Below are 16631 nucleotides of genomic sequence, written 5' to 3'. Positions count from 1 at the left end.
GGCTCTGTCTTTTGGCTCTGTCTTTTGGCTCTGTCTTTTGGTAAGTTTTTTAGAGTCTGCAATTCTTCAGATCGTAGTGGTTTTCAAAATGAGAGGCTTTGTGATTTCTTGTGAAAAGCTTGCGGTTATAAGCGGTTATTGATTTATGAGCCCTTGAATGTGATGGGGGCAGATTTTATAGAGTCAGTGCTGGGATTGTGTTGTAATGTTTTCGTGTAGTCGATATGAGAGATTCTAGAGGGAATTTTCTTGTATAGATGGCCAAAATATCCAATGGGATGGTCTAAGTAATCTTTGTGTTGCGATGCATTGTAGAAAACTCTTTGCTGGGGGATTAAGCAGGGGGGCATGAGTGTAGGCTTTTTCTCGTTTTTTTATCAAAGGATGATACTGCTGTTTTGTATCAGATAGTTCATCCTAGAGTACTGTAATCCTTTTTATTTTTTATTGCTCTTTTATTTTATGTCTCCTTTATTGGAAGGCGTAAGGGAAAATTTGCATGTTTCTTTTTTCTTTAGAGGATAAAGAGAGTAATGGTTATGAGAGGGAAGAGCTTGCGATAAAAAGGCAAAAAGGCTTTTACTCAATTGTCCGGCAAAGGTTTATGCAAAATGTGTTGTTACGCAAAGATTACCTAAGTCATCCTATGGAACATTTTGGATTTTTTGTCAAAAAGTTGTGGGTTGTTCTTGAAATTTTGTTGCTGGTTGTCATGCTATTTTTATGGCGTGCTCTCAGCTCTTTTTTATTTGAAGGAACAGGATGATGGCAGGTGAAAGTTGCCTTCCTTTACGTCGAAGAGGGCGGACTAAGGGTGCGTTGAATAAAACAACAAGGCGGTTCAATGAGGCTCTTCTTACAGCTGCTGAACAAGCTGGGTATCATTATGGTGAGGATGGGCTGGTATCTTATCTTCAGTATCATGCACTCAATAATCCTGTACCTTTTTTTTCACTTCTTGCAAAAGTTTTACCTCTGCAGGTTACGGGAGAAGATGGGGGAGAGGTGAAAACAATCTCGCGTATTGAGATTGTGCCAGTGGATGCAAAGGGTGCGGAACCTGAGAAGCGTGACGCCTGAAGTGTATGATATAGAGGGGGTATTGTTTGTGGTGTAATGCTTGAGGATTATAGTGTTTGAGGGGGATGTGCGTGATGAACCTTTGTAAGTTGGAATGGGGGGTGGTCATGCACAAAAAACAAATTCAGGTCGAAGAGAGAACAAAGGCGTGCTCTTGCGCAATTATCGAGAACGTTTTCTTATCTTTGAATGGAAACCAAAACTATGAGGTGAGAGGGAATTTTATTTCTCCATTACACAATTACAAAATCTTACAATGACAACTGTTCAGAAAACAGCGCAAATTGCTCTCATTCCGAAGCTTATTTCTGTTTTTACTGGAAAAGCTGATGTGCGTGCCGCTTGGGGAGGACGGGGCTCTGGAAAAACGCGTTCCTTTGCTTTGATGTCTGCTGTTATGGGATATCGGCACGGAAAGGCTGGGGAAAGGGGTATTATTCTCTGTGCACGACAATTTCAAAATTCACTCAATGAAAGTTCGTTGGAGGAAATTAAACGGGCGATTGAAACCTATCCTTTTCTCCAAGACTATTATGAAATTGGTGATAAATATATTAGGTCAAAAGATGGACGTATTATCTATGTCTTTGCGGGGCTTGATCGTAATATTGCAAGTATTAAGTCAATGGGTCGCGTTTTCCTCTGTTGGGTAGATGAGGCAGAGCCCGTGACGGAGACTGCTTGGCAAACGCTTATTCCAACTTTGCGCGAAGAAGGAAAAGATTGGAATGCCGAATTGTGGGTGACATGGAACCCTTGCCATGAAAATGCTCCCGTGGAAAAGCGTTTCCGCAATGTGAATAATCAAAATATTAAAGGTGTGGAAATTAATTGGCGTGATAACCCTCTCTTTCCAGAAAAACTGAACCGTGATCGGAAAGCGGATTTAGAACAAAGACCTGAGCAGTATAATCATATTTGGGAAGGGGAATATCTCCAATCTGTTCAAGGCGCTTATTACCAAAAGGCATTGCTTGAAGCTTCGCGGGAAGGGCGTATTACTACTGTTCCGCGTGACCCACTGATGCAGATCAAGATCTTTTGGGATATTGGAGGAACAGGGGCAAAGGCTGATGCTACCGCTTTGTGGGTGGCACAATTTGTTGGACGGGAAATACGTGTTCTTGATTACTATGAGGCGCAAGGGCAGCCCCTCTCAGAGCATGTTGGTTGGGTGTTCCAGAGGGGATATGATAAAGCTTTGATGGTCTTGCCCCATGATGGCGCAACCAAAGATCGTGTCTATAATGTCAGTTTTGAAAGTGCTCTTCAACAAGCTGGTTTCCAGACTAAGGTGATTCCTAATCAAGGAGTGGGGGCTGTTAAAATGCGCATCGAAGCTGTTAGGCGATTGTTTCCTGCCATATGGTTTAATCGAGATACTACACATGCTGGTCGAAAAGCGCTCGCTTGGTATCACGAAAAGCGTGACGAACAGCGTAATATCGGATTAGGGGCTGAACACGATTGGGCAAGCCATGGCGCCGATAGTTTCGGGTTGATGTGTGTGGCTTATGAACAGCCTAATGTTCGTCCCCGTAAAGACGTTTATCGCTCGTTTCACCATTCTCAAACTTCATGGATGGCTTTTTAATGAATATTTCTACAAATTCTTTTGATCCTTTAGAGACGCTTGAACATCAGGCGCTCTTTAAAAAACTCGTCGATTGGTATCACGATGATATTGCTCATGTTGAACAGTGGCGAAAAAATGCTCAAGAAGACTACGATTTTTATAATGGTCGGCAATGGAATGCACAAGATCTCGCCGTGTTGCAAGAACAAAATAGGCCGGTTATGACCTTTAACCGCATTGCTCCTTTGATTAATGCGGTGATCGGTACAGAGCGCAATAATAAACGACAAGTGCAATTTATTCCACGCCAAGAAGGGGCAGCTTTTGCTAACCAAATCCTCACTGGAGCGGCCGAGTGGTTTCGTGACGAAGCCGATGGAGAGTATGAAGATTCTGATGCATTTCAAGATGCGATTATTTGCGGAATGGGCTGGACAGATACTCGCCTTGACTATGAAGAAGACCCGCAAGGAAAACCGGTGATTGCACGATTGGACCCGATGAAAATGGTCTGGGATGCAAGTGCTGTAAAACCAAATCTCATTGATGCACAGCGCGTATGGTATATTGATGAAAAACCGCTGGCAGTTGCTGGAGAAATGTTTCCTCATGTCCATTGGAGCGATCTTGATGCCGATTGGGTTAAGCAGCATATGTCTTTGCCTCAAATGGGCAGTGGTGATAGGCAAAGATATTATGGTGAGGGAGATGATGAGAGCAGCTTACAACCTCCTAAAATGGTTACTTTGGCTGAATGTCGTTGGTTCGAACGCGAGGTTGTTTATAGAGTTCTTGATCCTTTAAGCGGGAAGTTTATCGATTATTCGGAACGGGATTTCCAAAATTTTTGTAAAGATTTTCCGCATCTTCAAGCAACGAGGTTGACCAGAAAAATTGTCAAACGGGCCTTTTTGGGAAAAAAATTGCTCGACGCACCTGATAAGCCTTTGGTACCGCCTAATCAATTGGGCTGGGAATGTATTACTGGTACCTTTGATAAGTTGAGCCGGCAATTTTACGGTATTGTGAAACCAACAAAAGATCCGCAACGTTGGGCAAATAAATATTTTAGTCAGGTGATGCACTTGCTTAATAGTCAGTCTAAAGGCGGAATTATGGCTGAACGGGATGCTTTCGATGATGATCGGCAAGCTATGGAAAGTTGGGCGAGAGCCGATAGTATTACTTGGCTTAAAAGTGGAGCTGTTTCTGGTGGAAGAATCCAGCCTAAACCCGTTGCACAATTCCCTCAGGGCTTCTTTCAACTGTTTAATGAAGCAAAAAGTGCAATTGAACAAGTAACCGGTTTGTCTTCTGAATTCATTGGGACAAGGGCGGTCAACCAACCAGGAATTCTTGAAGAACAACGCCGCCAATCGTCACTCAATTTGTTGGCTTCTTTCTTTGATGGTTTGCGTCGATATCGGCAACGACAGGGAAAAATTATTCTCTATCTCATTCAGAATTATCTCTCAGATGGGCGATTGGTGCGTATTGCTGGGGACGAAAATGCGCAATATGTTCCACTTACACGCGAAATGATCACCAGTTTGGAATATGATATCGTGGTTGATGATGCTCCAACAAGTCTTAATGAAAAAGAGCGGACTTTCGCCATTATTATGCAATTGCTGCCTTTGATGCAAAATTTTGCAACTCCAGAGATTATGCTTGATCTTTTACATTATTCGCCTTTGCCTGCTTCGCTTATCCACAAAATTGCCATCAAAACGCAAAAGCAGCGCGCTGAGAGCGAAAGTGCTCCATTGTACGATAGTGATGAAACTGTAGGAGAGTTTAGCGGTAATGCTGGAGTGGAGCAGCTGTTGCAGACTATTTTACACAGGGAAAATGCGTAAAGATAAACTGTTTCATTTGAAAAAATATCATCTTATTGTTTGAAAAGAGAAGGTCATTGGTATGGATCAAGAATATTTAACACTAACAGAACAAAATCAATTAAAACAGGATTTTTTTCCCACTGTTGATCAGGGAGAAGAGCCCGAAATGGGTGGGGGAGAAAAAGCAAACACCCTTGAAGAAAATTTCCAAGAGCGTCAAAATGGACAGCAACAACAGCAATCATTGCAAGAAAGCGCACGAGCACAAGAGGTTCAAAAGGTGCTAGGGGTTGATGCACCTCCAGATCCGAAAAAGGATTTTATGGGTTATATACAATGGTTGGGAAAAGCACTCTACAAACAAGGGGCATTGCTCTCTGAACAACCACCTGCTATGGGCTCTGAACCAGAACAGTTGCATAGTTTCTACCAGCAGTCCGTTGCTACTGTTAAACAAAAGCATCATGATTTTGATCAAGCTGCCGATTTTATTTATGATACACGGGCGAAGCAGTTGGCTGCTTATGCTCCGCTCTATCCCGAAATGGCAGATCAACAAGTTGTGGACGTGGTGATTGGCAATGAATTGAAGCAAATCTTGCGCGATTGTGCGAAAAAAAATCAAAATCCTGCCGAAGTGATCTATACCATTGCGCAAAAAATTGGCTATACAAGTGCTCCAAATAACGCAAGCGTTTCAAGTAACATTGGTGAAAATTTACAGGAAAGACAAAATTCTTCTCGCACACTTGCGGCCTATAATGGTTTGGCTGCGAATGGACCCATTTCTTTGGATATTCTCGACAAAATGACAGAAACAGAATTTGGTAGTTGGGTTTCTGAGCCCAAAAACAAAGCTGTTTTTAATCTCTTAATGGGTGGTAGAGAAGCTTAAAAACCAGAATGCGTGGTGGCGTAGCTCTCCAGATAGCATGGGGGGAGTGAAGAAGCTCGTGTGGAGCTTGAGAGGTGTATGCATATGGAGAGAGCGCTTGAAGGGTGAATCTGGTGAGGGAGTTTTTGAAGTGAGAATGGAAAAAAAACTCTCAGAGCAAGAGCGCGATGAGGAGATTTTCTCAAAGGGGGAAGGCAAAAATTATCAACAAAAATTATCCAAAACACATAACAACTGATCCACCATTTGAAAACCAGAAATGTGGAATCTCAATAGCCGGCGCTTTGCCGGTTTTTTTATATCAATAATTTTAAGAGGATAAAATGACCGTAACTTATATCGGAATCAACGACCCAATGGCTGTACGCACATGGTCTAAACTTTTGAACCAAGAAGTTTCAAAAGCAATCCCTATTGCACCATTGATTGGGAACGATTCTAACAGTATCATACAGTTAAAAGATGAAACCAATAAGGCAAGTGGTGATGCGATTAGCTTTGGCTTGCGTGTTCAGTTGCTCGGTGATGGGGTGAGTGAAGGGCAGGCGTTGGAAGGCAATGAAGAAGCTCTCCAATTTCTCAATGACCGCTTGGCAATTAATGAACTTGTTCATGCTGTGCGTGTCAAAAATGAAGGCACTATTGATCAGCAGCGTATCTTACACGATTTGCGTACTGAAGCTAAAAATGGCTTGGTTGATTGGTATGCGGATCGTCTTAGCATGATGTTCTTTATTCAAGTTTGCGGCTATACCGCAAAAGCACTTAACTTTGAAGGACGCACTATTACACTTAAACCTGTCCATTACGGGTTTAATGCACCGACTGCACCAACCGATAAACGCATTGTGCGTCCCAATGGAAAAACAAAAGATGAAGACTTAAAAGAAAATGATGTTTTTGATCTCAAGTTGATCGATAAAGCGGTTGAACGCGCTAAGCTTGCAAATCCAAAAATTCGACCAGTGCGGGTCGAGGGGGAAAATGTTTATGTCCTTTATCTGCACCCAACGCAAGTGACGCAGTTGCGAACCAATACAGATGCGGGGCAGTGGCTCGACATTACTAAGGCGATTTATAGTGGAAGCCGTCTCAAAAATCCGCTCTATGACGGGTCTTTGGGCATGTATAATGGAGTCGTTTTGCGTGAAGCTGAACACGTTACTGAAGGCGTTGAGTCAGGCACAACAAACAAGGCTGTAGCTAATGTTCGTCGAGCTGTTCTGCTTGGAGCACAAAGTGCTGTTATTGCTTTTGGAAAAGACCGTGGTGCTACACGCTATAAATTAGTGGAAGAGCTTTTCGACTATGAGCGTGAGTTCGGTGTTGCGGCGAAAACCATTATTGGTATGAAAAAAACTTGCTATAATTTGCCAAGAAGCACACAGGGCGTGCAGGATTTTGGAACCATCGTTATTCCAACTTATGGAGCACCAGCTTAACGGCGCTTGTTCAAAAATTTTTTCCCCAATGGAATATTCTGTTGGGGTGGCAGAATACTCTGTTGGGGGAAGAATACGTAAAAAACACAACGCCTATCATGCCGCATACGCAAAAGGATTATGATTACTCATGACTGTTTCTTCTTCTGATCACAATGATCTTGATTTCACACATTTGGACCATTCTAAAACTTTTTCTCATATGGTAGTGCTTATTCAAGATGAAATTGATGATACAACAGCGGAATATTCCGTTCAAATTCAAGATTCCATTTTGACTGCTTTGCGTTTGTGTGAACGGGAGCCCTTCTTCTTTAATGAAAAAAGAGAGGTGATGTTTAAAACGCAGAGTGGAAAAACATGGTATGGGCAAGAAGAGGGAATTTTTTTTGAATCAGAAAAGGCGTTGGCGTTGGTCCTTTTAGGAACACATACACCAACACAAAGACAATTGTCTTTTAAATCTTTTGAGGTATTGCAACAACAATATGGATTGCCATCCTCACAAGGGATACCTCTTTTTTATACTTATCATGATCAAAAAATAGGACTCTTTCCAACACCTCAACAGGTTGAGACAGTACGCCTTTTTTATGCTCCTGTCCGTTTGGGGGATAAACAGATGAGAGAGGAAGATAATCCTTGGTTGATCCATGCATTTGATCTTATTAAAGCACGTGCAAAATATGAGCTCTACAAAAATATCCTTAAAGATCCTGAATATGCTGCTGTTTCTTTTCGAGACTTTCAAGAACAGCTCCAAGCTTTGCGATTTGAAACATCGCGCAGAAAAGCTTCTTCAACTATTCTTCCAATGAGATTTTAAAGGGCTTTTTCTTAGTTGTTAGTGGTTGGTGTTAGTCGTTAAATGCTGGTGGTGAGCGCTAATGGCTCGTGGTTGATGCGTGGCACTTGTGGCATCTTAGACAATGTATACATTAATGTGCTTTCATTTGCTCCCTATAACCTGAACTTTACGTCTTTGTTATAGAGTCTTGTCCATTTTGAAGGGCTTTGGTGGATAAAATAAAACAAGTCTTTGCGGTTTGAAACATCTTGAAATATCGCATGGATAAGGCTCTGCAAATATTTTTTCAATGGGGTTCTCAATGGCTTTTTTCCCAATTGCTGATTATCGTCCCGATGTTGCTGATATCAATGGCATTTTTACCGATGAGCTTATCAATGTGTTGCCGGCAGATGGGTCTTATATCCCTATGCCTAGCTTTAAACCTTTATCAGAGCCTTGTCCTGATCGCATTTTAGGGGCTCTTGCTGTTAAAACAAAAAATGGTGTGTCTATTATTGTTGGTACAGAAGAAAAAATTTACCTTCTCGATAATACAACAATGTGCTGGAAAAATATCAGCAAAACAGGAAAACCTTATCTCGCTAATGTTGATGCCCCATGGTCTTTTGCTTTGTTTGGTGACTATGTCATTGCTGTTAATGCCAATGATAAGCCACAAGTAATTGATATTAATCATGACAAAAGATTTAGAAATTTAGGAGGAAATCCTCCGCAAGCAGGTATCGTTCGTGTGTGGGGCGATTTCGTCTGTTTGATGAAGTTGACAGAGCATCCAAGGCGTGTTTATTGGTCTGGCTTGAACGATGCAGAATGTTGGACTGTTGGTAAAAAAAGTTGTGATTATCAAGATTTTCCTGATGGTGGTTTTGTGCAAGGCGCAACAGAAACGACAAATCCAATCATCTTTATGCGTTCTGCAATCTATGCCGGATCTTTTATCCCTGGTTCTAAAATTATTTTCAGTTTCCAAAAAATCCATGATAAACGCGGCGCAAAAAATGCTGAATCTATCGTTTGTCGCGGTGATCTCGCCTTCTTTGCTGATGAAGGTGGATTTTATCAGATGACCAATGAGGGACAGATTATACCAATTGGTTTCGAAAAAGTAGATCGAACCATGACGGCAAAATCCCATAAGAATAATTTGTACACTTTGTCTGCTGCCATTGATGGGGTGTATAATCGCGTTTATTGGATGGTCGATACCGATGAGAGTTCTCAAAAACGCATCTTGCTCATTTATGATTGGGGATTGCAAAAATGGACAAAAGCGGTTGTGGGTATCAATATGATTTTGCCTATTTTCTTAGCCGGAATCACTTTAGAAGCTCTTGATCGAATTACTCAGAACATTGATGATTTACCCTTTTCTCTCGATAGTAAAGCTTGGAGAAATGAATCTCCTATTCTCGGTGCATTTGATCATCAGGGGAGACTTGGCTCATTTTCAGGACCCCCTATGGATTGTGTGGTGACTTCACAAGAAATGGGGCAAACAAATGGCGTCATAACTCGCGTGAAAAGTATTATGCCTCAAGTGAATAGTGGAGAGTTTTATTTGTCTGTGGGAATGCGCTTTCGTCAATCTCTCGAAGAGAAAACTGTTTGGTTGCCGGAAAAACAACCTTCCCACAATACTGGGCAAATTCATTGTCGCGCAAGAGCACGGTTTTATCGTTTGAAATTGCGTATTCCTGAGGGGATGAATTGGTCTCATGTGACGGGATTCGATGTGGAATTGAGGTCGGCAGGCATGCGGTAAGCATGGCTATTTTAAGAAAAGCAGCATGCGGTGAGCATGGCTTCTTGCAAAAGAAGTGTGCGGTAAATTTCTATTCTTACGAAAGAATATATGGTGGCATAAATGATAAGAGAGAAATGTAGATGTATGCCTCTTATACTAGGTGCAATGTGGTGGGCTGCTTCTTCTTAAAAGCAATGTGTTCTCGTTGTATATTCTCGTTGTATAAAAGAGCAAGAGATTTGCATGCTTCATCATTGGTCATAGAGTTCTCTTCGTAAGAGAAAGCAGAAAGAGCTAAAATTATGACACGACAACATGACAGCCAAAATCTTTATTCTGCCCATCTTACAGATCAGTGGACATGGGAAAAAATAGAGCCCTATCAGGATGCTCTCAATGCTGCACTAAAAAAATATGCTAAGCGCTTTCCTGATGATGTTTGTCTGGCTACAATTGCTGAAGAATTCGCTACCGGAAAAGCACAATTATGGTTGGTCTTAAAAAACAAAACCCAATTTAGTGCTTTTGCTATTACCAAAGTTGAAATAACCCATACGGGGAAAAAATGCGTCGTCCTCTCAGATCTTGCTGGAGAGGGAGGGCTGAAATTGGTCAAATTGATCGATAAGGTTGAACAATGGGCGCGGACAATCAATGCTGAGGAAATGCATATGTTTGGAAGATCTGGTTGGGCTAAAATGCTAGCGCATCACGGATATTCTCGTAATCTTGTTTATTATAGAAAGGTTTTGTCCCATGAGTAGAAAAAAAACACCTCAAGTGCAAACAACAACACAAACAAATGCACCACCAGCGTGGGCGGCCGATATCTTTAAACAAGCGAGTTCTCAAGCGCTTGATCTTTATAATAAAGGCATTGGCGGAAATGTTTATCAAGGTGAACGTGTTGCTGGCTTGAGCGATATGACAAAAAATGCTCTTACCGGTTTAGAACAGGCTGCTGGTCAGTATAATAATCCAGCATTAACTCAGTGGTTTAATGCACCAACCCAAAGTGCTTCCAACCTTCTCAATATGGCTAAGGGAGACTGGATTGGAGGTAATAGTAAATTTAATGCTGCATTGCAAAATGCTCTGAGTAAAACTTCTGATGCTATTAATCAATCTATGTCTGGAGCTGGGCGCTATGGATCTGGCGCCCATACTGGGGTGCTTGCCGATGAACTTGGTGCATTGGCAACAAATGCAGCTGCGCAGCAGTATAATCAAGATGTTCATAATATGATGAATGCCAATCAGATGATTGATCGTTCCCTGTATGATCAGACTAATGCGGCAAACACCTACTATCAAGGGCAAAGTAACGCGCAAAGCAATGCTTTAAAGGGTGGAATAATCCAAGATTCTAACCGTCAGAATGCTTTGGATGCGCAGCGTCAAAAATGGTCAGAACAAGATAATCAAGGGTGGAACCGGTTAGAACAGTTGCTTCGCGTGGGAACCCAATCTGCTGGAAATTACGGGACACAATCAGGAAAGTCCACAACAATACCTTCCATTACAAAAGATCCATTGCGCGATGCACAGCAAGTGTTGGGATTGATGGGAGGAATTTTAGGGCTTTGTGATGTGAGAGCCAAAGAAAATATTGTTCCTGTCGGCGAAAAAAATGGCTATCCGCTTTATACCTTTAATTATAAAGGAGATCCACAACGTTATCTCGGCGTTCTTGCTCAAGAGGTGCTGCGTTTGAATCCTGATGCTGTCTATGTGCATGCTAAAACAAAACTCTTGCATGTCAATTATGACAAAATTGGTTTGAAAATGAAAAAAATATCACCGCCTAAAAATAAGGTTGCTGCTTTCTTTTCTTCTCTCTTTGCCCGTCTTCGTTTTTTGCAAAAAGGATATATTCTATGAGTTCAATTTATGATTGGTCGCTCATTGCATCGGAAAATGCCTATGCTGATGAGAACATAAACTGGGCTGAGGGACAACCTCCAAGTTCAGTGAATGATAGTTCTCGCGTGATGATGCAACGTATCAAAGAGTATCTCTTAGATAATGGGGGGGTGATTGATGCACAATTTACGGTGGATGAGGAGAGAAACAGAACATCCATTCATTTAACAACTAAGTCTCCTCTTGAATCTTATAGAGAGGGTATTGTTGTGCGCTTTAAAGCGCAAGGGGTAAATAAAGGGATAACAAATGTTGCTTTAAACCAATTGCTTGTGCGACCCGTTTATATGATAACAGAGGGTGGTATAGCGCCTTTAAAGGGGGGAGAAATTCAAAGAGGCGGTCTTTATGAAATCGTCTATACTCATGACATTGCCGGAAAGAATGCGGATGGTTGGTTTTTAACAAATCCTACAATCAGCCTTTCTCAAAATTTACCAGCAGGTTTCATTGCACCTTTTGCTATGAAAAAAATGCCTGAAGGTTGGCTATTGTGTGATGGTAAAGCATATTCGCGTAAAGAATATGCAAACCTCTTCGAGGCAATTGGTACAACATGGGGATTTGGGAATGGGTATTCAACATTCAATGTACCTAATTTGCATGATTCAAATTCCTCCAGTTCTCCTAAAGGTATTTTTATGGGTATGGGCAGACCTCATTATTCCAATGAGGAAGTCGTTTATGCCGTTAAAGTGTGAGAATTGAATCTTTTTGCATAGCTGAAAGAATGCGCAAAGTATTGGTTGAATCAAATGCTTGCAAATATTGAGTGCTTCAGTTGGATGGAATCTCTCAGTCAATTTTCAACAGTCTGTTGATTGTGTGTGTCAGAACGCGCTGGTGATGCGCGTTAAAATCAATTTGCTTAACCCTTATTCTATAATATATATGAGGTCATACAATGGCACTTTTCCCCTTTTCTATCGCTGATATTGATGATCCTGAACATATTCGCGTAGTTCTTTATGCTAGTGGAAGAATGGGACATGCTCCTTTGAATGCTCTGTTGAAGCAAACGCGTCAAGATCTGCAATGTTTTGATAAAATACAGACTCAAAATACTCTCCAACTTACACAGCGTGTGGATATTTTAGAACAACAATTGAAAACAATTATCAAAGATCTTGAAAATGTTAAACAAAATGCTAATCAAAGCAGTAAAGAGAGTGAAATAGGCAATGAAGGTGCCAAAGTAAGTGGTGAAGGTACAAACTAGGTGGTGATGATCTCACAATAATAAGTGATCTAAAATAATCAGTTATTCCAATTTACATCCTGCTATTAACTTTAAACCGCTTGGGAAGTCTATAGAGTTCTGAGAAAATACAAAAAAATTCTAAGGAGGGGGTTGTGCTCTTTAAATAACAGCAAGTTCTTAGTTTGCAAGCTTATTAAGGTGTCATTGGTGTGTAGGTAATCGGTTGTAATCATAGTGCACAAGGTAAAAGAGTGTTACCTCTTTGATATGGTTCTTTTCTAGCTTATGTGCTGCTTGTGGTGCGGATAGTTGGAGGTAGAGTGAAAATCTCTTTCGGTATCACGAAGTATATAGAGGTGCTATAAAGTTCTGGTGTGGTATGATCAAAAATGGAAGCGTTTATTTAACAGTATTTATTTATACCGATTAAAAGAGAATTCATCACAGTTCTTGTTCTAGGATTTTATATCAATAAACCTTAAGTGGATGCAAAAACTTATCTCACAAAAATTACGCAAATAAAGAGAATAAAATATTCGTTATACAAAAAATGAGTGTTTTCACATAAAAAGCTTGATAAGTTGCAGACTGCAACATGTATTTTGTATATAGATGCTTCTCTCATTTTTTGCTGTGAAAAAGCTTATCTTTCGGTATTAAAGGATGCTGTCTTTATGGAAAAAAGAATCCGCGCGAGGCAAAACGCTTATTTTAAAAGATTATATCGCAAGATCGCTTTTATTTGTATGTTGCTCTTTTGTGGGGTGTTTTTTTGTTTTGGAGTTGTCAAAATTTTCAATTCTTTTTTTTCTCACAAACAAATAATACAACAAGCTCCTGTTGAATTGACTATTCCAGTCTTTGATATGCGCATCTATTGTAAGGAAATTGCTGCTTCAGTTATGCCTGATATGAAAAAGGAAGTTTATCAGCGCTGTATTAGTATGGAAAGTGAAGCTTATTTTGCTATTCGTGAAATGTGGGATACGATTTCTGAGAGTACAAAGAAAAAATGTGTGAAAGTCGTGCGACCGGGAGATGGGAACTATTTTCTCTTACAGGATTGTTTTATGAATGAAAAAGAGAGGGAAAAAGAGGGAGAAAAAGGTAATATGCGCAATCACTTTTAAATTTTGACACAGAAATTTAAGCGTATGCGAAGTTTTATTAAAAAGATATGAGGATTTTCAAAAAATATCCCATTTTATGAAGGGTGTGCTTTTAAAAATGACAAGTTTGAAATTATAGTGGGAGATTTGTGTAAAGCTTTTTCTTAATCTACCAGTTTAAAAGGTATTGCAAAGCACCGTAAAAATGAGAAGGCAATACAGAATCTTGTTTGCGTATAGTGCTTTTCAAGAGGTGAAAAGAGGGAGGCAGAACATATTTTGACTTTGCTTCAGTAAGTATGAAGATCGTTCATTTTCTTATAATACAACGTGTGTATTCTTAATCTGAAAATTGTTTCAACATAAATCATAAAAATGCCACATTATTTTTCATAAATAAGGCCGTTCTGGAACTTATTGTGGTGTATATGAGGTGGCAAGGGGTTTTTTGTATTTGCTATATTTCTTTGTAGTAAAACCGCGGCTTTAAACCTTTTGTCACCGTTTTTGGGCTTTTTTCTTTTAGGCTGTTAGTAGAGTTCCTAGAGGCTTTTCTGGTATTTTTGTGTTGGTTTGAAACTCTGGTTATTTTTTGTGTTTCGCTAAAAAGGGATTGAAACTCTTATTCTTAAAATGAAAAGAGGCTTTATGCAAAAAATCAGGTGTGGAGGTAGAGATGTCATCGGCAAAAACATCTAGTGTAGGATTTTTATAGTGATTGAGTTGTTTGCAATAAAACCCACATGTCTCACAAGTTTCAAAAACTATGCCATCACGAATGTTTTCGGTTGTGTGAGTGGAAATATTCTGCGTTGCTTTACAAAAGGTGCATTGGGTATGCGGGATATGCCATAGCGTACCGCAATAGAGGCAAGAACAAACCTTTACGGTTTCGTGTGGTTTCCGTTCGATAATGAGGCTGGCAGTATGTGTCCCGCTACAGGCAGGACAGAGGTTGGTGTGTTGTGAGTTTAAGCTTTGCGCATCAAATTGTGAAGCAGCAAGAGAATACAGGATTTGTAATGCGCCAATGATGAAAAGATGTTCTGCTAATTGTTGTTGAGGAAGTCTGTGGTTTAACAGATTGTCTCCCCATAGGCGCCATTGGTCTTTTTGCTGTTGTGTACGTTTTAACGCTTCCTGCCTTGTTGTCGAGAGCCCTTGACCAAAGACTGTTGGAGTTGACAGATGTTTCAAAAAATCTTCAACAATGCTTTCATAAAAGCCCAAAGTGAGAAGTTTTGAGCGATCAAGAGGAGGTCCTGAAGGGGCACCAAAACGTCTAAGAGGAGCGGCAAAATCTTTAAATTTTTCAGTCAATTGTTGTTGGGCATCACAAAAACAAGCAAAAAAAAGGAGAGATTCTTTATCGGGGTGGAGTGTGGCTAAATGCGCGAAACGTTGTGCTCGCTTCACAAAGAAAGTGTTTTTATGAGGAAGTATGGTAAAAATTGGAGAGTCTGTTATGCCATTATTGTTCATGGGCTTTGGCTTTTTTTGAAACGACCCTGAATTTTCGGGAAAACGTGGCATGTTGGTTGTTTTTTTCTCTTAAGCCTATGTTTTTTTGTGCTTTTATATTTAATTTTTTGCTGAGTTTTTCATGAAAGTGATCCGATTTACTTATAAATTTCATAGAATTAAATCAGAAATTTGTAGTGCAATTGTTCTTCTTTGGCAAGAAGATTGATTTGTTGGTGATTATAGGACTTGAATAATGCTTCATATTAATCTATTTACATAGACTAAGAGGTTTTGTGGAGCGGGGATGGGTTGTTATTCACAAAAGGGGGTTGCTTTAGCGCAGAAGAAGCACTATGTTCACGTTGGTAAGTGCTTCAGTGACTTGGGATGGTGTAGGCGGATGGTGTAGGCGCTTAGGCATTAAATGCGTGGGGGCAGAGAGTATAGGCATTTTTAGAATCGGTGGTTTTAGAGCAAAAAAGAGAGCTTCTATTGTTTTCTGGCAGTGGTTATTTGTTTGCTAGAGGCGGTTTTTTTATGTTTTTGTTTTTTGTTTTTCCACAAGATGATTATTTTTTTAACAAAATATGGTCTATTTGAAAAAAAACACTTGGCATTTTAGATGAACATCACTAGGTTTCTGCTTGTTAACAGAGAAATAGGGAATTTTGGCTTACGGTTTCCCTGCTGTTTTGTAATTTTCAAAAAAATATACTTTTATCAAATGTCAGTAGCTATCAAAATATCAGTAGGGATCATTTGAGTGAAATAAAACGCCAATAGCCCGATATCGTATTTTACACATGATCAACATTATCGAAAAATAATGCAATGAAGAAGAGTCAATTAAGACACATATACTCCAAAAAGGGATAAAAATGAGGCCACAACAAAATAGACGGGTACGCGGTCGCAATAATAACAATGGTAATAACAATAATAATAATCGTCGCGGTCTTAATCCATTGTCTCGGAATTATGAAAGCAGCGGTCCAGATGTTAAGATTCGCGGAAATGCTCAGCAAATTGCCGACAAATACATAAGTCTGGCACGTGATGCACAGGGGGCTGGTGATCGTGTTATGTCAGAGAATTATCTCCAGCATGCTGAGCACTACTTGCGTATTATTTTGGCAGCCTCTGGACAAACGCCCCAATATCCTCGACGCGATGAGAGCCGTGATGAAAACAGTGAGCAAGAATACGGTGAAATAAACGCTGAAGGTGAGAAAAAAGACATTGTCGCTGATGATGCAAATGTACTCCAAACTCAGTCGCAAAAAAGTGGTCATAGTCAACATGCAAAAGCACAAAATGGACATGCGCGTGAAGATGTAGCAGAAGCTGATGCTCTGTCGTATGAGAAAAATGATCAAGGGAAGTGTAGAGAGGAAGAAAATGTTGAACCTATTAAAAAAACACGTCGACCTTCACGGCGTCGTACTGTGCGTGCCCAAGAAGAAGTGTCCCTTGAATTTTCAAGAACCATGCCAGATTCTTCTCAAAATGGAGATGCGGTGACAGAAAAAGTTCCCTCGTTGCCTT

General features: G+C 40.3%; 15 protein-coding genes. 14 read left to right on the top strand and 1 reads right to left on the bottom strand.

Translation table 11 applies throughout. The features are described 5' to 3' along the window. Positions 1–499: 499 nt before the first annotated feature. The 13 genes from MCO_RS03960 to MCO_RS03900 all read left to right on the top strand — a co-directional run bounded on the left by MCO_RS03960 (position 500) and on the right by MCO_RS03900 (position 13643). Positions 500–766, top strand: a complete 267-nt coding sequence (locus tag MCO_RS03960; protein ID WP_007552745.1) for a hypothetical protein — start codon at positions 500–502, stop codon at positions 764–766. Next, on the top strand, positions 763–1080 hold the full coding sequence (locus tag MCO_RS03955) for a hypothetical protein (RefSeq protein ID WP_007552744.1): 318 nt from the start codon (positions 763–765) through the stop codon (positions 1078–1080). The genes MCO_RS03960 and MCO_RS03955 overlap by 4 nt, the downstream gene beginning before the upstream one ends. A 256-nt stretch (positions 1081–1336) precedes the next feature. After that, entirely contained in the window at positions 1337–2674 is a 1338-nt protein-coding gene (locus MCO_RS03950) for a PBSX family phage terminase large subunit (RefSeq protein WP_007552743.1), read from the top strand. Continuing rightward, positions 2674–4515, top strand: coding sequence for a portal protein (locus tag MCO_RS03945; protein ID WP_007552742.1), 1842 nt, complete (start codon positions 2674–2676; stop codon positions 4513–4515). The genes MCO_RS03950 and MCO_RS03945 overlap by 1 nt, the downstream gene beginning before the upstream one ends. 61 nt (positions 4516–4576) lie before the next feature. Further along, on the top strand, positions 4577–5392 hold the full coding sequence (locus MCO_RS03940) for a hypothetical protein (protein ID WP_007552741.1): 816 nt from the start codon (positions 4577–4579) through the stop codon (positions 5390–5392). Between the two features lie 323 nt (positions 5393–5715). Beyond that, the gene (locus tag MCO_RS03935; RefSeq protein ID WP_007552740.1) at positions 5716–6834 is read left to right on the top strand and encodes a N4-gp56 family major capsid protein; all 1119 of its coding nucleotides are present in this window, start codon (positions 5716–5718) and stop codon (positions 6832–6834) included. A 130-nt stretch (positions 6835–6964) separates the two neighbouring features. After that, positions 6965–7660, top strand: coding sequence for a hypothetical protein (locus tag MCO_RS03930; RefSeq protein ID WP_007552739.1), 696 nt, complete (start codon positions 6965–6967; stop codon positions 7658–7660). Positions 7661–7943: 283 nt separating this feature from the next. Further along, the gene (locus MCO_RS03925; RefSeq protein WP_007552738.1) at positions 7944–9407 is read left to right on the top strand and encodes a hypothetical protein; all 1464 of its coding nucleotides are present in this window, start codon (positions 7944–7946) and stop codon (positions 9405–9407) included. A 284-nt stretch (positions 9408–9691) separates the two neighbouring features. Continuing rightward, positions 9692–10153 carry a hypothetical protein gene (locus MCO_RS03920; RefSeq protein ID WP_007552737.1) on the top strand — a complete coding sequence of 154 codons (462 nt, stop codon included), beginning with the start codon at positions 9692–9694 and terminating at the stop codon, positions 10151–10153. After that, the gene (locus MCO_RS03915; RefSeq protein WP_007552735.1) at positions 10146–11270 is read left to right on the top strand and encodes a tail fiber domain-containing protein; all 1125 of its coding nucleotides are present in this window, start codon (positions 10146–10148) and stop codon (positions 11268–11270) included. The genes MCO_RS03920 and MCO_RS03915 overlap by 8 nt, the downstream gene beginning before the upstream one ends. Continuing rightward, the gene (locus MCO_RS03910; protein WP_007552733.1) at positions 11267–12013 is read left to right on the top strand and encodes a phage tail protein; all 747 of its coding nucleotides are present in this window, start codon (positions 11267–11269) and stop codon (positions 12011–12013) included. Before MCO_RS03915 ends, MCO_RS03910 begins: the two co-directional genes overlap by 4 nt. 203 nt (positions 12014–12216) lie before the next feature. Next, on the top strand, positions 12217–12531 hold the full coding sequence (locus MCO_RS03905) for a hypothetical protein (RefSeq protein ID WP_007552732.1): 315 nt from the start codon (positions 12217–12219) through the stop codon (positions 12529–12531). Between the two features lie 656 nt (positions 12532–13187). After that, positions 13188–13643, top strand: a complete 456-nt coding sequence (locus tag MCO_RS03900; protein WP_007552731.1) for a hypothetical protein — start codon at positions 13188–13190, stop codon at positions 13641–13643. A 564-nt stretch (positions 13644–14207) separates the two neighbouring features. On the opposite strand, the gene MCO_RS03895 is transcribed toward MCO_RS03900, so the two are convergent. Further along, positions 14208–15155, bottom strand: coding sequence for a formate dehydrogenase accessory protein FdhE (locus tag MCO_RS03895; RefSeq protein ID WP_007552730.1), 948 nt, complete (start codon positions 15153–15155; stop codon positions 14208–14210). A gap of 809 nt (positions 15156–15964) precedes the next feature. Between MCO_RS03895 and MCO_RS03890 the strand changes: the two genes are divergently transcribed. Then, positions 15965–16631 (top strand): DUF4167 domain-containing protein (locus tag MCO_RS03890; protein WP_007552729.1); only part of this gene is annotated, 667 nt, incomplete at its 3' end.

The organism is Bartonella sp. DB5-6 (genome assembly GCF_000278115.1).
Lineage (GTDB): Bacteria > Pseudomonadota > Alphaproteobacteria > Rhizobiales > Rhizobiaceae > Bartonella > Bartonella refiksaydamii.
This window is presented reverse-complemented; position numbering and strand designations above follow the sequence as displayed.